Consider the following 18,098-nt stretch of genomic DNA (forward strand, 5'->3'; position numbering starts at 1 on the left):
CGAGGGCCACGCACTCCGCCGTTTTCTCCCTGGCCGCGGCGAGTGGCATCGCTCATACGGGTAGCCTTGGCCAACGTGTACCGGTTCCTGCTGACCCCGCGCTGGCTCGGCTACCTCGCGCTCACGCTCGTCGCCGCCACGGTGATGGTGTTCCTGGGCAACTGGCAGCTGGACCGCTACCGGGGCCGGACGGCGGTCAACGAACGGATCGACGCCGGGGCCACAATGACGCCCGCGCCGCTGCGCGACGCGCTCCCCGCGCCCAGCGGCGGCGACGTCGGTCCCGCGCCGTCCGAGGAACTCACCTGGAGCCGGGTCACCGCCACCGGCCGGTACGACAGCGCGAACACCGTCCTGATCCGCGGCCGGACCGTCGACCGGACGGTCGGCTTCGAGGTGCTCACCCCGCTGGTGCTGGCCGACGGCACCGCGGTGCTCGTCGACCGGGGCTGGATCCCGCCCGTGCCCGGCGCCGGCGCGACAGTCCAGCCGCAGGTGCCGGCGGCGCCGACCGGCGAGGTGACGGTCACCGGCCGGGTGGTCGGCAGCGAGAGCGGCGGCGGCGCGGTCAGCCGGCGCGACGGCAAGCTGGAGGCGCGGCGCATCGACATCCCGCGCCTGGCCCAGCAGCTCCCCTACCCGGTGACCGGCGGCTACGTGCTGCTCGACGGGCAGACGCCGGCCGCCGACCCGGCCTTCCAGGAGGTCCAGATCGGGCACACCAACAACTGGCAGAACTTCGGCTACGTCTGGCAGTGGTGGATCTTCGCGGTGATGAGCCTCTTCGGCTACGGCTGGGTGGCACGCCGGGAGGCCCGCCGCCGGGCCGGGCTGGACACCCCGGGTGAGCCGGTGGACCGCGCCGCCGAGCCGGCCGCCCCCACCTCCGCCTGAATCCGGCGCCGTCCCGGTGGGCACACCGGGCGGCGGGGACGTTGTAGGGTCCGCGGATGATCGTCAATCGTGGGGGTCGCGGTGACCTCTGACGCCACGACGCCCCCGGCCGCCGAGCCACCCGCGTACGACCCGTGGTCGGCCATGCCGCCGGCCGTCGCGCCGCCCACCGAGCAGTTCCCGGTGATCGCCGCGCCGGACGCACCCGTCGCCCCGGCGCCCACCGCGCAGTTCCCCGCCACGCCGGCGGCCCCGCCGCACTCCGCGCCGCCGTTCTCCGCCCCGCCGTTCTCCGCCCCACCGGCCACCGCGCAGTTCCCGGCCGCGTCGCAGTTCTCGGCACCGCCCGCACAGTTCTCCGCGCCACCCGCGCAGTTCTCCGCGCCGCCTGCCCAGTTCTCCGCGCCGCCGATGGCGCCCGCCGGGGCGGTCGCGCCGTTCCACGGGCCGGCGGGCGCGCCCGGGCCGTACCCGCCGGCCGGGCCGGTGCCGCCCGCGCAGTCCGCGGTGGCGGTGCAGATCGCCGAGATCATGGTGACGCCGCCGGTCATCCGTACCCCGGCCGGTGTCCTGCCGCTCGCCGGCGCCTCCTGGTACGTCACCGACCACTGGCAGAAGGAGGAGAAGATCGCCCCGTGGGCCGTCGTCGCCGCGATCCTCGGCTTCTTCTGCCTGACCGTGTTCAGCCTCCTGTTCCTGCTGATCAAGGAGACGCGGCACTACGGCACCGTGCAGGTGACGGTGAGCAGCGGCGGGCACCAGTACGTCGCGCGGATCCCGGTGACCGACCAGTTCCAGGTGCAGCAGCTCAACAACCAGGTCAACTACGCCCGGTCATTGTCGGCCGGCTGAGCCGTCAGCCGGTGACCCGGCCGGCGTGGATGGCGCGGACCGCGTCGATGGTGTCCGCCTCGGCGGCGGTCTTGTCGTCGCGGTAGCGCAGCACGCGAGCGAAGCGCAACGCCATGCCGCCCGGGTACCGGCTGCTGGTCTGCACCCCGTCGAACGCGATCTCGACCACCTGCTCCGGCCGTACCCGCACCACCCAGTCGCCCTTCTCCACGGCGAGCGACAGGAACCGCTCGGTCTGCCAGCGCAGCAGCTCGTCGGTGAGCCCCTTGAAGGTCTTGCCGAGCATGACGAACTCGCCGGTGCGCGGGTCGCGGGCGCCGAGGTGCAGGTTGGACAGCCAGCCCTCCCGCCGGCCGCTGCCCCACTCGACCGCGAGGACGACGAGGTCGAGCGTGTGCCGCGGCTTGACCTTGACCCAGGCCGAGCCGCGCCGGCCGGCATCGTAGGGCGCGGCCGGATCCTTGACCACCACGCCTTCCTGGCCGGCGTCGACAGCCGCGGCGAACGCCGTGGCCGCCTGGTCCACGTCGTCCACCTCGACCCGGTCGACGAGGAGCGAGGCGTCGACCGCGCCGGCCAGGGCCGCCCACCGCTCCCGCCCGGGCGCGTCGATCAGGTCGGTGCCGTCGAGGTGCAGCAGGTCGAAGAAGTACGGCGTGAGCACCGGTTCGCCGGTGCGCTCGGCGGCGGCCAGCACGGCGGGCGCGACCTGTGTCGGCCCGGTGGTGCTGGGCGTGGTGCGCCGGGCCGCGCGGCTGGACGTCTCCTGGAACGGCAGCGGACGGCCGGCGGCGTCCAGCCCGATCGCCTCACCGTCGAGCACCAGCTCGCGGGCGGGCAGCGCGCGGACGGCGGCCACCACCTGGGGCAGCCGGCCGGTGATCTCGTCGAGGCTGCGGGTGAAGACGGCGATGTCCGGGCCGGAGCGGTGCACCTGGATGCGGATGCCGTCGAGCTTGACGTCGACCACCGCCGGCACGCCGGTGGCGGTCAGCGCCTCGTCGACCGAGGGCGCGCTCTGCGCCAGCATCGGCGCGAGCGGCCGGCCCACCTGGAGCCCGAACCCGGCCAGCGCGGCGGCACCCCCGGTGAGCGCCGCGACCGCCACCGCCCGCAGGTCACCGGCGAGCAGCAGGGCCCGCCGGACGGCCGTGACCGGGACGTCGGCGGCGCGCGCGACCGCGTCCGCCAGCAGCCCGGCCTGCGCGCCCTGGCGCAGCTCACCCCGGAACAGGCCGGTCAGCAGGCGCTGCTCGTCGGCGGTGGCGGCGGCGAAGAGACGACCGACCAGTTCCCGCCGCCGGGCCTGCGAACCGGCCCCGGCGACGCGGGAGATCTCCTCGATCGCCGCGTCGACGGCGGCGACGGTGAGCGTCGGCTCGGCGGCCGGCGGGGGCAGATCACGCAGGCCCGCCCAGCCGACACCGGTCTGACGCTGGCGCAGCTCACCGGCGAGGTAGCCGGCGCCGGCCGGGATCTCGCCCGGCTCCAGCCCGCGGAGCGCGGCGGCCAGCAGCTCCACCTTGGCCCGTCGGCCACTGGTGGCCCCGACCGCGGCCGAGGTGGCCGCCAGCTCCGCGAAACGCACGACCACATCCTGCCAGCCGGCTGTGACATCGGGGCGGATCCGGCGGCCCGGCACACCGCACGGGTGCGCCGGGCCGACGGTCAGGCCGAGACGGGTTCCTCGATGCGCAGGCCGCGCCCGCGCACGCCCTCGGCGACCCGGGTGAGCAGCGCGTCGAGCGTGACCAGGGCGGCGGAGAGCTCGCCGATCTGTTCGTTGAGCGTGTCCTCGGACCACGCGGAGACGTCGACGTCCCCCAGAGCACGGACGGCGGCCTGAAGCCGCTCCATCTCGTCGTTCGTACGCATGTTCGAGAGGCTATAACACCCCGCCCGCCGACACACCACAAACTCCGACATCGGCCCCGAAGTTACGGTTTCGACACCTCAGGCGCGGTTTCCGGCCTCCGCCACCCGGGCCAGCAGCAGCGCCTCGGCCAGGCACACCCGGGCGAACTCGCCCAGGTGCAGGCTCTCGTTCGGCCCGTGCGCCCGCGCGTGCGGGTCCTCCACACCGGTCACCAGGATCGCGGCCTGCGGGAACATCTCCTGGAACGTGGCGATGAACGGGATCGACCCGCCGACCCCGATGTCGACCGGGTCGGTGCCGTCCCAGGCCGTCCGGAACGCCGACCGGGCCGCGTCGAACATCGGCCCCGAGGCGTCGATGACGCAGGGCGCGCCGTCGTGCTCGAACGTCACCGACACCTGCGCGCCCCACGGCGCGTGCCGCTCCAGGTGCGCGGTCAGGGCCGCGTACGCCTTCTTCGGGTCGTCGCCCGGGGCCAGCCGCACGCTCAGCTTCGCCTTCGCGGACGGCACCAGCGCGTTCGGGGCCTCGCCGGTGGCCGGCGCGTCCACGCCGAGGATCGCCAACGCCGGCTTGGTCCAGAGCCGGTCGGTGATCCGGCCGGTGCCGAACAGCTTCGCGCCGTCGACCAGGCCGGCCTCGGCCCGGAACCGGTCCTCCGGGTAGTCGACGCTGGCGCCCTCGCGGGCGGCCAGCCCGTCCACCGCGACGTCGCCGGCCTCGTCGTGCAGCGTGCCGAGCAGCTTCACCAGCGCGGTGAGCGCGTCCGGCACGGCGCCGCCGAACATGCCGCTGTGCACCGCGTGGTCGAGCGTGCGCACCTCCACGAAGCAGTTCACGATGCCGCGCAGCGAGGTGGTCAGCGCCGGCACGCCGACGTCCCAGTTGGTGGAGTCGGCGATCACGATGACGTCCGAGGTCAGGTCGTCGCGGTGTTCGGCGAGCAGCCGCTCCAGCGAGTCCGAGCCGTACTCCTCCTCGCCCTCGATGAACAGCACCACGCCGACCGGGAGCCGGTCGCCGAACGCGCGCAGCGCGGCGACGTGCGCCATGATGCCGGCCTTGTCGTCGGCGGCGCCGCGCCCGTACAGGCGGCCGTCGCGCTCCACCGGCTCGAACGGGTCCGACTCCCACAGCGACAGGTCGCCGACCGGCTGCACGTCGTGGTGGGCGTACATGAGCACGGTGGGAGCGCCGGGCGGGGCCGCCTTCGTGCCGATCACGGCCGGCTGGCCGCCGGACCGGACGATCCGCGTGTCGAGGCCGCAGCCGCGCAGCAGCTCCGCCACCGCCTCGGCGGAACGCTCCACGTGCGAGTGGTCGAAGCCCTCGAAGGCGATGCCCGGGATGCGGACGAGTCGCTCGAGGTCGGCACGGACGCCGGGCAGTTCCCGCTCGACGGCGGCCCGCACCTCGGACTCGGAGAGGATCGGAGTGGTCATGACCGGAATCGTATGCTGGCCTTACCCCGCCACGCCGCCCGAGCCCGATCGCCGCCCCACGCGCACGTAGTAGCGGTCGCCGTCGTGCGGCAGGTCCGGTGCGCCGTCGACGACCAGGTCCACCGCTGCCGCCGTACCGTCGGCGGCGAAGTGCGCCCGCTCCCCCGCGTGCCAGCGGCGCAGCTCCGGCAGGATCTGCTCCCCGTCGCGGGCCAGCGCCCGGCGCAACCGCAGCTCGGCCGGCGCGGTGACCAGCACCGACAGCGTCAGCTCGGGGCGTACCGCGGCGCGGGCGGCGCTCACCCCCTCGACGATCAGCACCGGTCCGGCCGGCACCGGCACCACCCGGTCCAGGAAGCGGCGGCGCACCCAGCTGTAGCGGCGGTACCCGCCCGCCCGGCCGGCGCGCAGCGGGCCGAGCACCTGCTCGTCCAACCGGGTCCAGAACGTGAGCTGGTCGTCCCAGCCGTCGAGCAGGTCGTCGGTGTGCACGAGCGGCGGCCGGGCGCCGCCCGCCAGCTCCGCGAGGGCGTCCGCGAGGCGCGTCGCGAACCGGCTCTTGCCCGCGCCGCTGGGCCCGTCGACGGCGACCAGGCGGGTACGCCCCAACCGCGCCGGGCCGGCCAGCACCCGACGGGCCAGCCCGGAGTACGCCTCGATCACTGCGACGTTCACCCGACCGACGCTAACGTTCCCCCGTCCGCTGGAAACTGCGACCCGGGCGGACCGTTTCGCCGAGCGGCGGCCCGGCGCGCTGGGCATCATCGGGGGGTGCTCCATGACGTGATGTGTCCGGGCGTCGACGCCCTCCTGGAACAGGCCCGCGCCGGTCTCCGCCGGCTCACCCCGCACGAGACCGTCGAGGCGGTCCGTGGCGGGGCGCTGCTGATCGACACGCGTACCGAGGCGCAGCGCCGCGAGGAGGGTGAGCTACCCGGCGCGATAGTCATCGACCGCACGGTGCTGGAGTGGCGACTCGACCCGGCCAGCGCGTGGCGCATACCGGAGGCCACCGGGTACGACCGCGAGGTCATCGTGGTGTGCCGGGAGGGGTACAGCTCCAGTCTGGCCGCCGCCAGCCTCCAGACGCTGGGGCTGCGGCAGGCCACCGACATGATCGGCGGGGTGCAGGGCTGGCGGGAGGCCGGGCTGCCGATGTCCGACCGCCCGGCCGACGTGCGCTACTGAGCCCTCGCGGCCGGCGCTGAGGCTCGCGGTCCGAGCCGGGGTCGCACGGCCGCCGAGTGCCGGTGGAGCGGCCTGCTACGCCGGTGGCGCGCCGGGCGGCACGAACGGCAGTCCCGCGGGTGGGCCGGACTCGATCAGCCGCCACAGCGCGTCCGTGTCGAGGTGTTCCTCCACCAGGTCGCCCAGCAGGTCCAGCGTCCGCTCCCGGGCCGCCGCGAAGGACGTGTCCGGCGCGACCTTGAAGCCGGTCCGCCCGGCCGTCTCCGCGACCTCGGTCAGGAACCGGCGGCGGAACGCGTCGGAGGAGAAGGCGCCGTGCCAGTGCGTGCCGTACACGCTGCCGAGGCGCGCGCCCTCGCCGGTGCCGTCGGCGTAGCGCAGCAGCGGCGCGAGGCCCGGGTCGGCGGCCGTGACCCGGCCGTGGTGGATCTCGTACCCGTGCACCGGCACGTCCCCGGCGGCGGTGCCCTCGGCCCGGCGGACCGTCTTGCGGGGCTCGAAGGTGATCTCGACGGGCAGCAGCCCGAGGCCGGGTACGGTGCCCCGGCGGCTCTCCACCGCGTCGTGGATCGCCCGGCCCAGCATCTGGAAGCCGCCGCAGATGCCGAGCAGCGGCCGTCCGGCGGCGGCGTGCGCCCGGACCGCGTCGGCCAGGCCGGTCTCCCGCAGCCAGGCCAGGTCGGCGACTGTCGACTTGGTGCCGGGGAGCACCACCAGGTCGGCGGCGGCCAGTTCGGCCGGCTCGACGGTGAGGCGGACCCGCACACCCGGCTCGGTCGCGAGGGCCTCCACGTCGGTGGCGTTGCTGATCCGGGGCAGCCGGACCACTGCGACGTCGAGCCAGTCGGTGCCCCGGGGCGCGGCCGGTCGGCCGAGCACCCGCCCGTACGCGAGCGAGTCCTCCGCGTCGAGCCACAGGTCCAGCGCCCACGGCACCACCCCGTACGTCGGGCGGCCGGTGACCCGGCGCAGCATGTCCAGCCCCGGCTGGAGCAGGCCGCGGTCGCCCCGGAACTTGTTCACCACGAACCCGGCCAGCAGCGCCTGGTCGGCCGCGTCGAGCAGGGCGACGGTGCCGAACATCGAGGCGAACACGCCGCCCCGGTCGATGTCGCCGACCACGATCGTGGGCAGCCCGGCCTGCCGCGCCAGGCCCATGTTGACGTAGTCGCCGTCGCGCAGGTTGATCTCGGCGGGGCTGCCCGCGCCCTCGCAGATCACCACGTCGTACTCGGCCCGCAGTTCGGCCAGCGCCGCGTACGCCGTGGTGGCGAGCCGGGACCGCACCTCGTGGTAGTTGCCGGCGGTGACCGTGTCGACCGCCTCGCCGAGCAGCACCACCTGGCTCGCATGGTCGCTGCCCGGCTTGAGCAGCACCGGATTGAAACGCAGGTCGGCTTCGAGCCCGCAGGCGGCGGCCTGCATCGCCTGGGCGCGGCCCAGCTCGCCGCCGCGCCCGTCCGGGCCGACCACCACGGCGGAGTTGTTCGACATGTTCTGCGCCTTGAACGGCGCGACCCGGACGCCCCGGCGGCGCAGCCAGCGGCAGATGCCGGCGGTGAGCACGCTCTTGCCGGCGTCGGAGGTGGTGCCGGCGACCAGCAGCCCGCCGCTCACCGCCCGCTCCCCCGGCGGGCTGCACGCGTGAGGACGCCCAACGCCGCCCGGCCGGTGGCGCCGACCAGGCGACCGACTGTCACCGGGTAGAGCGCGGCCAGGCCGAGCGCGGCCACACCCACCGCGCCGGAGATCCGGGCGGCACGCTTCAGGTGCCGCGCCTCGGGACGGGGGCCGTCACCGAGGAACGGCCGGGTCTCGGCGCGGCCGAAGTAGACGTTGCGCCCACCGAGCCGGACGCCGAGCGCGCCCGCCATCGCCGCCTCGCACTGACCGGCGTTCGGGCTCGGATGGTCGGCCCGGTCCCGCCGCCACACGTGCCAGGCGGCGGCGCGGTCCCCGTGCGCCACCGGCGCGACGGCCACCGTGAGCAGCCCGGTGAGCCGGGACGGCACGAGGTTCAGCGCGTCGTCCAGCCGGGCCGCCGGGGTGCCGAAGCGGGCGTACCGGGGCGAGCGGTGGCCGACCATCGCGTCGAGCGTGTTCGCCGCCCGGTAGCCGAGCAGGCCGGGCAGGCCCGCGACCGCGCCCCAGACCAGGGGGGCGACCACGGCGTCGGAGGTGTTCTCGGCGACCGACTCGACTGTGGCGCGGGCGAGTTCGGGCTCGTCGAGGGCCGACGGATCCCGCCCGCACAGGTTGCCGAGGCGGGCCCGGGCGGCGGGCAGGTCGGCCCGGCCCAGCGCCCGTGCCATCACCCGGGACTCGTGCCGCAACGTGCGCCCGCCGAGCACCGTCCAGGTGCCGGCGGCCACCAGCGCGGCCCGGGCCACCGGGTGGCGGCGGGTCGCCAGCGCGGCGGCTGCCCCGAGCAGGACCGGCGCGCCGACCGCGAGCGCCGTGAACGCGGCGCCGGCCGCCCGGTCGGGGCGGTAGACCCGCCGTTCCAGCGCACCGGCCGCGGTGCCGAAGCCGGCCACCGGATGCCACCGGCGGGGGTCGCCGAGCAGGGCGTCGAGCGCGTAGCCCGCCACCATCCCGGTCGCGTTCGCCATGGCGGTCGCCTGCCGCACCCGTCACCACCTCCGGCCGGCCAGCCTAGTCGTACCGCGGGGTGGTGACGCCGACGTCACCACCCCGCGCCCCCGTCGGACGAAGGGTCAGGCGGGCACCGGGGTACGCCGCCGGCCACGGCGCCCGGAGGTGGTCCCGGCGACGCCGCCGGGACTCGCGCCGCCCGGCTCGTCCTCACCCGGTCCACCGGCACCCGGTGCGGTGACCTCACCCAGCTCGTCGTCCCCGGCCGGGGCCGGCTCGTCGCCCTCCTCGGGGGACAGGTCGTCGCCCTCGGCCGGCAGGCCCGGGCCGGCGCCGGACGGACCGTCCGCCCGCACGCCCGACGGGCCGCCCGGCAGACCGCCGGACGGTCCGCCGAACCGGGCGTCCCCGCCGGGAACGGGCGCACCGGGCCGGTCGTCGAACGGGTCGGGCTCGCCCACCCGCTCGACGGTGCCGACGAGCCCGACCCGGCCGCCCCCGTACTCCGGTGGCGGGAAGTCGTCGTCGAAGGGCCGGTCGTCGAACGTCGCCGGGGCCTGCGCGTCCGGCACCGGCTCGGTCGCCTCGCCGTGCACCCGCTGCTCAGCCTCCGCGTCCTCGACGGCGCTGGTTGCCGCGCGGGGCTGGTTGCGCAGGAAGCGGGCGCGGCCCCGGGACAGGTCGTGCCCGACCGCGACCGCCTCCAACTCGTAGAGCGTGCGGTGGGTGCCCGCCTCGTCGGTCCAGTCCCGGGTGTAGAGGCGCCCGGCCACGATGACCGGATCACCGACCGCCACCGAGGCGGCCACCCCCTCGGCGAGGCGGCGCCAGCAGTTGACGCGTACCCGAAGGCTGTTGCCGTCGACCCAGCGGCCGCTGTCGCGGTCGAGCCGGCGGGCGGTCGAGGCGACCTTGAAGTTGGCCACCAGCGTTCCGCTCTGCGTGGTCCGGCGCCACTCCGGCGCGGTCAGCACGTTGCCGACGATCGTCACGTACGTATCGAACATCGCCCCTCCCAGGGATCGACTTGTCCCGGGAAGCGTCGGCCGACCGCCCCGCCCGGACCACCCGCCCGACCCGTGCCTGTGGATGACGGACCGCCCTGTGGACAACCCCCTGATCAAGGTCCCGATCTGCTAGGCCGACCGACCCTACGTGCCTGACCTGCGACGACGCATGATCGAAAGGAGCCGGCAGGCAGGCGTTCCGGAATCGCGCCGGTTGGGTAAGTACTTGATCAACCGAGAGAAAGGGAGCTTCCATGCTTCTCCGAGACGTCCGCGAGGCAGCGCGATGAGCGCCGTGGCGAACCCCGCGACCGTGGCCGAGTGCCTGCGGGTCGGCGCCGGGTTCTCCCAGGGCGACCGCAACTGGATCGCCGAGCAGTTCGCGACCCTGGACGCCCGGCTCGCCGGCTTCCACGCCGACGCCACCGAGCTCGAGGTGTCCGTCAAGGATCGCGAGGCCCGGGGCCAGAAGGTGACCCTGGAGTGCTGGGTCGCCGGGCGGCAGAAGATCGTCACCACCTCGACCGAGGAGGATCTGCACGCCGCGCTCAACGACGTCCGGGACGACCTGCGCCGCAAGCTCAACGACGCGAAGACCCGGCAGGAGCCGCGCCACAACAAGCACCTGCGCGCCGTCGACCAGCCCGATGGTGCCCCGTTGCAGGACGCCGAGCGCGAGGACGCCGAGACCGTCTGAGGCCCGTATGCCCCCGTCCGTCCGGTGCGGGCGGGCGGGGGCTACCGCCGGGTAGCCCGGCGGCGTACCGTCGCGGTCGTGGAACCGGACGTGCTGGGCGCCCCCTACGAGCGGCGGACGATCGACCTGGGCACCGACGACGAGGGGCCGGTGGTCGCGACCCTGGTGCGTCGGCGGGCCGACCGCCCGACCGGCCGCGCCGTGCTCTACGTGCACGGCTTCGTCGACTACTTCTTCCAGACCCACGTGGCCGACTTCTTCGCCGAGCGTGGCTGGGACTTCTATGCGCTCGACCTGCGCAAGTACGGCCGCAGCCTGCTCCCGCACCAGACCCCGAACTTCTGCCGCGACCTGAGCGACTACTTCCCCGAGCTGGACGCCGCCGCGGAGATCATCCGCGCCGAGGAGGGCCACGACACCCTGCTCGCCATGGGCCACTCGACCGGGGGCCTGATCATCTCGCTCTGGGCGCACGACCGCCGCGACGCCGGCCTGGTCGACGGCATCGTGCTCAACAGCCCCTTCTTCGACATCAACGCGCCCTGGATGGTCCGCCGGCCCCTCGCGGCCGCCGTCTCCCGCCTGGGCCGCAGGGCGCCGCAGCGTGTGCTGCCGTTCGGGCTGGGCACGGTGTACGGCGAGAGCCTGCACGCCGACCACCGGGGCGAGTGGCGGTACGACCTGGCCTGGAAGCCGCTCGCCGGGTTCCCGGTGCGGGCCGGCTGGATCAACGCGATCCGCGCCGGTCAGCGCCGGCTGCGGGCCGGACTGGACATCCCGGTGCCGGTGCTGCTCGCCTGCTCCACGCGCAGCTTCCGGGGCACGAAATGGCACGACAGCGCCACCGGCGCCGACGCCGTGCTCGACGTCGAGCACATGGTGCGCTGGGCGCCCCGCCTCGGCCGGCACGTCACTCTCGCCCGCTTCGACGGCGGGCTGCACGACCTCACGCTGTCCAGTCCCGGCGTACGCGAGAAGGTCTTCGCGGAGGTCGGACGGTGGGCGGAGGGATTCCTCCGCGCCGGGCCGACCGAGCCGGAGCCCACGACACCGCCGGCCCCGCGGCGGCCGGCCGACGCGGCCGCCGAGGGCTGAGGCCGGTCCGTCCCGCCGCCGGGACGCCCGGCCGAGTCGGCCGTCCCGGCGCCGGACGGCCGGTTCAGTCGGCGACGACCGCCGTGAGCGCGGCGCGGATCCGGTCGAAGGTGGCGATCGGATGGCCACCGGCCTGCGGCGGCAGCACCACGCCGAGGCAGCGCAACGCGGGCCCGCCGTCCGGTCCGGCCTCGACCGCGAACACCGGCGCGCCCACGTAGCCTGCGGGCAGCTCCGTGGTGACCCGCACCTCGCCGCCGTCCCGGGCGACCCGCTCGACCACCGCCTCCAACGGCCGCGACCCGCCGTCGCCGACGCCCAGGGCCAGCACGAACGCCGAGGCGGGCGCCGCGCCGATCCGGGCGACCGAGTCGGCCGGCGCGGCCACCGCCTCGGTGACATGCTGGGTACGCCAGCGCCAGCCCCGGTCGTCGGCCCAGCCGTGCAGACCGCCGGTCGGCATCGCGGCGAGCCCCAGTTCCGGCAGGTGCAGCCAGTGGTCGGCGAAACCGGGCAGGTCGATCGGCTCGTCCGCGCCCTCGGCCGGGTCGGTGACGCTCGGCCGCAACCCGATCTCGCCGTACGCCCGGTCGGTGAGCGCGTCGGCGGTGAGCAGCCACTCGTGCGCGACCTCGCCGTCGTCGGTGGCGCCGACCAGCTCGCTGTAGAAGAAGGCGGTGCCGAGGACGCCGGGCGGTGTGCCCGGGCCGTCCGAGCCGGTGAGGGGCAGGATGGCCCGTCCGAGGAGCTGACACAGCTCGAAGACGATCTCGTTCTCGGTTTCCTGGTCGAGCAGCATCCGACGAGGGTACGGATCGCGTCCCGCCCGGCCCGCGCCGGACCCGCCGCAACTGTGGTGCCGGTCCGGGCCCCGGCGTGGGACGCTGAGGGGCGGAACGGACGCGCCGACCCGTACCCCCGGGCACGCGGGGAGCGGCGGTACCCTCTTGGCGCGACGACCGTCGGCGCGCGCCCGTAGCTCAGCGGATAGAGCAGGGGACTTCTAATCCCAAGGCCGCAGGTTCGAATCCTGCCGGGCGCACCCTCACCACCCAGGTCAACGGGTTGTGGCTTCCGGTCGAGACGATCACCACGGCCCCGTACAGCGCTGCCACAGCAACGACCGTCAGTAGCAGTCTTCAGGTCTCGCCACGACAGTGCCTGAACCGCCGCCGGTAGCTCGAAGGACGATCTGCCGGGCTGCTTGGGCGGGCGTGAGGTGCGTGGTGTCGACGACCTCGGCCTCGGCATGCAGCCACGTGCGGGCCGCCTCGGCGTAGGGCTCGAGGTACTTGAGGCGGAACGGGGAGGGGACGGGATGTTCCCTCTCGATACGCCTGCGGAGGGTGTCCTGGTCAGCGTGGAGGACGAAATGCCTTACCGGTATGGCGTGTTGGGCAAGGCCCCCACTGATCTCGCGCCAGTACTGCTCCACCAGGACGGTCATGGGCATCACCAGCGTGCCGCCGGTGTAGTCGAGCACGCGGCGGGCGGTTTCGACGACGAGATGCCGCCACGGCGGCCAGTGCTGGAAGTTGTCCGTCGCGGGCAACCCCGGCGTGATGTCCATGAGTGCCTCGCCGACCTTCTCGGCGTCGAACACCCGTGAATCCGGGATCAGTTGTTGCACGAGCACACTGGTCGTCGTCTTGCCCGCGCCGTGGGTGCCGTTGAGCCATACGATCACGGGGCACGTTAACGCGGGCGAGCAACCGGGCGGCGTTGACGTGTCCCCCGGCTGAACGTCGGGTAAGTGGGCGCTTGGCGCAGGCCACTACGCTCCACACCAGAAGTGTGGGACTCGAATCTCCACCTCCCGGGCTCTGGAGGTAGTGGTGCCGGTCGTGCTTGGGCCATACCCGCTGTGTCTGACGTGCCAGAAGACGAACGGCGGCCTCATCGCCGCCAAGCACCGCCAGATTCACCTCCGGGCGCACGGCAGGGAGGCGTGTGTCGATGCGGGCCTTGCCGGACTCATGGCCAGCCTCTGGGCAGTCTGCGACACGCGTAGCTGTTGCGAGAACGACCGCGGGCGGGCGTACGTCGTACCGACCGCGGATACCTGCGACGCAGCGGAACACCTGCTGACCAGGCTCGGACTGCGCCCGACGAATCTCGACGGGATCATCTATTTCCACAAGCCCAGCTCATTTCGACTGGACGACGCCGGCCAGGTGCGACGCGTGCTCGAACAACCAGGCGGTGCCCACTCGCGCTGGCGGGTGAACGAGAACGGGGTGTTCGAACCCGTCCGCCCGGCAGACGAATCCGCCGGCCCTGACGCCGGTCCATGACGAGCGTCCCCTCAGCGACTACCGTGCCCTGATGGCCGTCTCGTCGTACGTGGCCCGGCTGCGGGCGGTGATCGGCCACGAGCTGATCCAGATGCCGTCGGTGTCGGTCGTCGTCGTCGACGACCGCGCACGGGTCCTGCTGGTACGTCATGCCGAGGACGGGAACGGGTGGGCGGTACCCGGCGGCGCGGTCGACATCGGAGAGTTCCCGGCCCAGGCGGCCGTGCGTGAGATCCGCGAGGAGATCGGCGTCCGGATCAGCCGGCCACGGCTGCTGGACGTGCTCGGCGGCCCCGACTACGAGGTGAGCTACCCGAACGGCGACCGCGTCGCCTATGTCACCGCGGTCTACCAGGCGACCATCGCCGACGGAGAGCCGGTCCCCGACCACGACGAGATCAGCGAGCTGGACTGGTTCACCCCACCGCAGCTAGCCGGTGCCGATCTCAACCGCTTCTCCCGGGCGCTGCTGCGGGCCACCGGTCACCTGGCCGGGTGACGGCGAAGGCCCCACGCAGCGACTCCGGCCGACGACGGCCGACGGCCCCCGTCGAAGGCGGCCAGGACCGGGAGGGTACAGCCGGGCCCGTACGCGAGTACGACCAGCGGACGGCCCGGCTGAACAACTCAGGCCGCCGTCAGCGCCGCCAGGGCGCGGTCCATCGCGGCGTTGAACTCCTCCGGCGTCAGCGTCAGCCGGGACTTGACGTCGCGGCTCCACTGGTCGGCGAGGACTTCGGCGGCACCCGCCTCGACGCCGTCGAGCGCCGCGTCGGCCAGGTCGGACGGCGCGATCTTGTCGACGGGCCACCCGGCGGACATGTCGGTGTCGGCCAGGCCGAGGTGCACCGCCGTCACGAGCGTGCCCTGGTCGGCGAGTTCCAGGCGTACGCCGTTCGTCATCGCCCACGCGGCGGCCTTGGTCAGGTGGTACGCGCCGGCGCCCCTGGTTCCGAACCACGACATGGCGGAGAGCACGTTCACGATCGCGCCCCCGCCGTTGTGGGCGAGCGCCGGCGCGAACGCCCGGATCATCTCCAGGTGGCCGAGCACGTTGGTGTCCACCTCGTGCCGCACCGCGTCCAGCGAACCGGCCACCAGGTCGGTGCCGGTCTGGATCCCGGCGTTGTTGACGAGCAGCGTGACGTCCGGGGCGGCAGCGGCGACGGCACGCACCGATGCGGGACTGGTGATGTCGAGCGGCAGCACCTCGACCCCGGGCAGGTCGACGGTCTCCGGCCGGCGTGCGGTCGCGTAGACCTTGCGGGCGCCCCGTTCGAGCAGGCGCTGGGCGAAGGCGCGGCCCAGGCCGCGGTTGGCTCCGGTGACGAGGGCTACCGAGTTGGTGATGTCCATGCCCGGTACGCTAAAACCTGACGTTGACGTCAGAGGCAAGTGCTGAGCGCCGAGACCGGGGTGAGAGGAGTCACGGTGCCCGAGCAGCTGATCCGCATCGGCGAGGTGGCGCGCGACGCCGGTGTCTCGGTGCGCGCGGTGCGCTACTACGAGGAACAGGGTCTTCTCTTCCCCAGGCGCAGCCCGTCCGGCCAGCGCCTCTACCGGCCGGACACGGTCACGCTGGTCCGCTTCATCCAGCAGATGTACGCGGCGGGCCTGACCAGCAGCCGGATCGCGGAACTCCTGCCGTGCTGGGACTCCGGGCACACCGACCCCGCGCAGCGGGCCATGCTGCGCGCCGAGCGCGAGCGCATCCAGGCCAAGGTCGACGACCTGCGGGCCGCGCTGGACCGCCTCGACGAGGTCATCGCGATCACCGACACCCACCCGTAGGCGCGGCCCGCCGGACGCCGCAGGTTCTCAGCGACCCTCGGTCTCGCGGTGGGCGCGCAGTGCGCCGACGACCGCCAGCCCCACGCCGCCGAGGGCGACAGCCATCTCCACGGCCGAGGAGACCTCGATGGCACCGGCCGCCGGAGCGCTCGTGCTCACCATGATCCCCGGTTGCAGGAAGGCGTCCTCGGCGGGCTCGACCAGGGTCCACCAGGTCGTCCATGCGGAGGCAAGATGCGAGCAGGCTCCCACGGCGACCAGCGCCAGCAGGATCATCCCGGTCGGGAGGAGCCCGCGCCGGTCGCTCCGCCATCCGGACGCCGCGAGCACCCCGGCGGTGACTAGCACGGCGAGCAACCCCGGCCACACGGCGGCGAACAGGTCGAGCAGCGGCGGTTCGCCGGGCGTCGACGCCACGCTCAGCCCGCACCAGACGAGCGCGGCCGGCGCCAGGAGCGTCGTCACCACACCGTGCCGCCCGCCGCGTGCCGGCAGCGCCGACACGGCGACGGCGAGCAGGAGTACGCCGAGAACGAGGCCCCACACGATGATCCGCTGCCGGTCCATGCCGTCCTGCCAGCGCTCCAGCAGGTACGCCCTCGCCGTCGCCTGGCCCCGTGCCAGGTCGCCCGCGTCCGTCCCCCATCCCCGATGCCAGAGCAGGTTCGCCGCTGCCACCAGGACGAACACCCCGGCGCCGGTGGCGACGCCCCACCGCACCCGGGCCGTTCCGGAGGCCGTGAGCGCGTGGCCGCACAGCGCCGCGAGCGTGACCACGGCCCACAGAAGCGACGCGTCCGGCATGGCGAGCAGCGCCGCTCCGACCGACAGCAGGCCGGCCACGACCGCGGCGACTCCCAGGCTCGGCGACAGACGCATGGCGCAGAGAGTGGCACAGGAATCCCGGTCGCGGTGACCCGCCGGTTTCGTCGGTGGTCTCGGGCATGATCGCGTGCGCCGCCGGACGACGAGGCGGGTGCCCCGAACGAGATCTCCTACTGGGGGTTCTCCGGGGACTAGCGTGCCGTGCCGGCGAGCAGCCATCGCCGGACGGGCACCTCCAGCAGCACCCGTTCACTGTCCGGTGTGACCGGCTGCCGGATGTCCCATCCGCCGTACTTCTCCGCGAACGCCGCCACGATCACGGGCGGGAAGTCGGCGCGGTGCACGCGAGCCTCGCCCTCCGCGACGACCGGGTGGACGCCGTCCTCCAGGGCGAGCGAGACGCGGGGGTCGGTCGCCACGTTGCGGGCCTTGACGCTGCGCCCCTCGCAGCCGATCCACCAGACGTCGTCGGCGTAGACGAACCACACCGGCGTGACGTGCGGAGAGCCGTCACGGCGCAGCGTGCAGAGCCAGACGTTGCGCTCGCGGGCGAGCCGGTCCTCGACGGCCGGCGGAAGCGGTGTGGCGGGAGATGAGGCCATGCGACAAGTGGATCAGGTGTCACGCGGCGACTGAAGAGGTTCACCTCCGGACGGGCGGGATCGCTCCCGGCGAGCCGCGTGCCACACCCGCATCCCCATGATGGTGAGCAGCGTCAACGTGAGCACGCCGACGGACTGCGCGGTCCGGTCGACGCGCTCGCTGATACACCTCCGGAATGCCAGGTCCAGGTAGATGTCCCTCTCCTCCGAGTAGGGCTGGTCGCGCCAGTGCCCGAGATCCATGGCGACCGCGTTGCCGCAGCTGGTGCCCGCCGTGTGGTCACCGAAGCCGATCCGGATCGGCATGAACAGCAACAACGCGATCACGACCGCGCCGAGCAGCACCACGAGGAAGGGGCCGGGCCGCAGGACCGGCGGGGACTCCGCAGTCATCCCGCGGAGTATGCCCGCCAGGCGCCCGCCAGGCCGCCCCGCGACCGGCTCACTCGCAGATCCGCCACTCGCCGTCTTCCTTGACCATCGGGAACGACTGGGTCACCTTCGTGCCGACTGACGGCGTGAAGCGGATGGTCGTCGACCCGCTCACCCGCCCGTTGTTGTTCGACACGTTCAGCCCGGTGATCTCGTAGCCGGTGAACTCCGGCTGGGAGGACTGCTGCCGGGTGAAGTCCGCCTCGCTGACCCGGTCGCGCACCGAGGAGCAGAACTGCCGGTACGCGGCGGGATAGTCGCGGTCGACGATCGCCTCGGCGTAGGTCTCCGCTGTGGACCGGGCCGGGCCGGTGGCTTCCTGCACGGCCCGGAAGAGGAAGAAGCCGGCGAGCACACCGCCGGAGCAACAGATCGCCAGCACCACGCCGAGCACGATGAACAAGGTTCGCTTGGACTTCTTCGGCGGCACCATGGCCGGCTGGTATGCCATACCCCGCAGGGTAGGAGACACCGGCAACCGTAAACCGGATGCTGCGGCTCCGCTTCT

22 protein-coding genes and 1 tRNA gene are annotated in these 18,098 nt (G+C 74.0%); 9 read left to right on the forward strand and 14 right to left on the reverse strand.

All coding sequences use genetic code 11. The features are described from left to right. Window positions 1-75 precede the first annotated feature (75 nt). On the forward strand, window positions 76-894 hold the full coding sequence (locus M8C11_RS16545; RefSeq protein ID WP_252450207.1) for an SURF1 family protein: 819 nt from the start codon (window positions 76-78) through the stop codon (window positions 892-894). A gap of 81 nt (window positions 895-975) precedes the next feature. Then, a complete protein-coding gene (locus M8C11_RS16550; protein ID WP_252450208.1) occupies window positions 976-1,746 on the forward strand; it encodes a hypothetical protein in 771 nt (256 codons plus the stop codon). A 4-nt stretch (window positions 1,747-1,750) separates the two neighbouring features. On the opposite strand, the gene M8C11_RS16555 is transcribed toward M8C11_RS16550, so the two are convergent. The 4 genes from M8C11_RS16555 to M8C11_RS16570 all read right to left on the reverse strand — a co-directional run bounded on the left by M8C11_RS16555 (window position 1,751) and on the right by M8C11_RS16570 (window position 5,739). Beyond that, on the reverse strand, window positions 1,751-3,334 hold the full coding sequence (locus M8C11_RS16555) for an ATP-dependent DNA ligase (RefSeq protein ID WP_121684202.1): 1,584 nt from the start codon (window positions 3,332-3,334) through the stop codon (window positions 1,751-1,753). 80 nt (window positions 3,335-3,414) lie between these two features. Next, a complete protein-coding gene (locus tag M8C11_RS16560; protein WP_030273275.1) occupies window positions 3,415-3,621 on the reverse strand; it encodes a hypothetical protein in 207 nt (68 codons plus the stop codon). Window positions 3,622-3,699: 78 nt separating this feature from the next. Then, on the reverse strand, window positions 3,700-5,064 hold the full coding sequence (locus tag M8C11_RS16565; protein ID WP_120573559.1) for a dipeptidase: 1,365 nt from the start codon (window positions 5,062-5,064) through the stop codon (window positions 3,700-3,702). Between the two features lie 21 nt (window positions 5,065-5,085). Further along, entirely contained in the window at window positions 5,086-5,739 is a 654-nt protein-coding gene (locus M8C11_RS16570; protein ID WP_374668435.1) for a uridine kinase, read from the reverse strand. A gap of 111 nt (window positions 5,740-5,850) precedes the next feature. Here M8C11_RS16570 and M8C11_RS16575 point away from each other — a divergent pair, with 111 nt between their 5' ends. Beyond that, entirely contained in the window at window positions 5,851-6,252 is a 402-nt protein-coding gene (locus M8C11_RS16575; protein ID WP_120573558.1) for a rhodanese-like domain-containing protein, read from the forward strand. Window positions 6,253-6,327: 75 nt separating this feature from the next. On the opposite strand, the gene M8C11_RS16580 is transcribed toward M8C11_RS16575, so the two are convergent. The 3 genes from M8C11_RS16580 to ssb all read right to left on the reverse strand — a co-directional run bounded on the left by M8C11_RS16580 (window position 6,328) and on the right by ssb (window position 9,854). Continuing rightward, complete coding sequence (locus M8C11_RS16580; protein ID WP_252450209.1) at window positions 6,328-7,869, reverse strand: cobyric acid synthase; 1,542 nt, start codon at window positions 7,867-7,869, stop codon at window positions 6,328-6,330. Next, entirely contained in the window at window positions 7,866-8,882 is a 1,017-nt protein-coding gene (locus M8C11_RS16585) for a cobalamin biosynthesis protein (protein ID WP_374668439.1), read from the reverse strand. The genes M8C11_RS16580 and M8C11_RS16585 overlap by 4 nt, the downstream gene beginning before the upstream one ends. Window positions 8,883-8,969: 87 nt before the next feature. Then, the gene (gene ssb, locus M8C11_RS16590) at window positions 8,970-9,854 is read right to left on the reverse strand and encodes a single-stranded DNA-binding protein (RefSeq protein WP_252450210.1); all 885 of its coding nucleotides are present in this window, start codon (window positions 9,852-9,854) and stop codon (window positions 8,970-8,972) included. Window positions 9,855-10,140: 286 nt separating this feature from the next. Here ssb and M8C11_RS16595 point away from each other — a divergent pair, with 286 nt between their 5' ends. Together M8C11_RS16595 and M8C11_RS16600 are read left to right on the forward strand one after the other, a co-directional pair. Beyond that, on the forward strand, window positions 10,141-10,551 hold the full coding sequence (locus tag M8C11_RS16595; protein ID WP_120573525.1) for an HPF/RaiA family ribosome-associated protein: 411 nt from the start codon (window positions 10,141-10,143) through the stop codon (window positions 10,549-10,551). A 78-nt stretch (window positions 10,552-10,629) separates the two neighbouring features. Then, entirely contained in the window at window positions 10,630-11,646 is a 1,017-nt protein-coding gene (locus M8C11_RS16600; protein ID WP_252450211.1) for an alpha/beta hydrolase, read from the forward strand. 64 nt (window positions 11,647-11,710) lie between these two features. Here the strand turns inward: M8C11_RS16600 and M8C11_RS16605 are convergent, their stop codons facing one another. Continuing rightward, window positions 11,711-12,445: a hypothetical protein gene (locus M8C11_RS16605; protein ID WP_252450212.1), complete on the reverse strand. Its 735-nt coding sequence runs from the start codon at window positions 12,443-12,445 to the stop codon at window positions 11,711-11,713. 170 nt (window positions 12,446-12,615) lie between these two features. Here M8C11_RS16605 and M8C11_RS16610 point away from each other — a divergent pair. Then, window positions 12,616-12,688 (forward strand) — tRNA-Arg (locus M8C11_RS16610). Between the two features lie 84 nt (window positions 12,689-12,772). Here the strand turns inward: M8C11_RS16610 and M8C11_RS16615 are convergent. Continuing rightward, window positions 12,773-13,333 carry an AAA family ATPase gene (locus tag M8C11_RS16615; RefSeq protein WP_252450213.1) on the reverse strand — a complete coding sequence of 187 codons (561 nt, stop codon included), beginning with the start codon at window positions 13,331-13,333 and terminating at the stop codon, window positions 12,773-12,775. A gap of 148 nt (window positions 13,334-13,481) precedes the next feature. On the opposite strand from M8C11_RS16615, the gene M8C11_RS16620 reads away from it, so the two are divergent. Next, entirely contained in the window at window positions 13,482-13,940 is a 459-nt protein-coding gene (locus tag M8C11_RS16620) for a hypothetical protein (protein WP_252450214.1), read from the forward strand. Between the two features lie 31 nt (window positions 13,941-13,971). Next, window positions 13,972-14,439: an NUDIX domain-containing protein gene (locus tag M8C11_RS16625; protein WP_252450229.1), complete on the forward strand. Its 468-nt coding sequence runs from the start codon at window positions 13,972-13,974 to the stop codon at window positions 14,437-14,439. 128 nt (window positions 14,440-14,567) lie between these two features. Here the strand turns inward: M8C11_RS16625 and M8C11_RS16630 are convergent, their stop codons facing one another. Next, on the reverse strand, window positions 14,568-15,296 hold the full coding sequence (locus tag M8C11_RS16630) for an SDR family oxidoreductase (RefSeq protein ID WP_252450231.1): 729 nt from the start codon (window positions 15,294-15,296) through the stop codon (window positions 14,568-14,570). 75 nt (window positions 15,297-15,371) lie between these two features. Here M8C11_RS16630 and M8C11_RS16635 point away from each other — a divergent pair, with 75 nt between their 5' ends. Beyond that, window positions 15,372-15,731: a MerR family transcriptional regulator gene (locus M8C11_RS16635; protein WP_252450241.1), complete on the forward strand. Its 360-nt coding sequence runs from the start codon at window positions 15,372-15,374 to the stop codon at window positions 15,729-15,731. A 27-nt stretch (window positions 15,732-15,758) separates the two neighbouring features. Here the strand turns inward: M8C11_RS16635 and M8C11_RS16640 are convergent, their stop codons facing one another. From M8C11_RS16640 to M8C11_RS16655, 4 genes are all read right to left on the reverse strand, one after another. After that, complete coding sequence (locus M8C11_RS16640; RefSeq protein ID WP_252450243.1) at window positions 15,759-16,610, reverse strand: aminopeptidase; 852 nt, start codon at window positions 16,608-16,610, stop codon at window positions 15,759-15,761. A gap of 137 nt (window positions 16,611-16,747) precedes the next feature. Then, the gene (locus M8C11_RS16645) at window positions 16,748-17,158 is read right to left on the reverse strand and encodes a pyridoxamine 5'-phosphate oxidase family protein (protein WP_252450254.1); all 411 of its coding nucleotides are present in this window, start codon (window positions 17,156-17,158) and stop codon (window positions 16,748-16,750) included. A gap of 12 nt (window positions 17,159-17,170) precedes the next feature. Beyond that, on the reverse strand, window positions 17,171-17,551 hold the full coding sequence (locus tag M8C11_RS16650; RefSeq protein WP_252450256.1) for a hypothetical protein: 381 nt from the start codon (window positions 17,549-17,551) through the stop codon (window positions 17,171-17,173). A 49-nt stretch (window positions 17,552-17,600) separates the two neighbouring features. Beyond that, a complete protein-coding gene (locus M8C11_RS16655; protein WP_252450258.1) occupies window positions 17,601-18,041 on the reverse strand; it encodes a hypothetical protein in 441 nt (146 codons plus the stop codon). Window positions 18,042-18,098 lie beyond the last annotated feature (57 nt).

The sequence above is a fragment of the Micromonospora sp. CPM1 genome (assembly GCF_023896895.1).
Lineage (GTDB): Bacteria > Actinomycetota > Actinomycetes > Mycobacteriales > Micromonosporaceae > Micromonospora > Micromonospora tulbaghiae.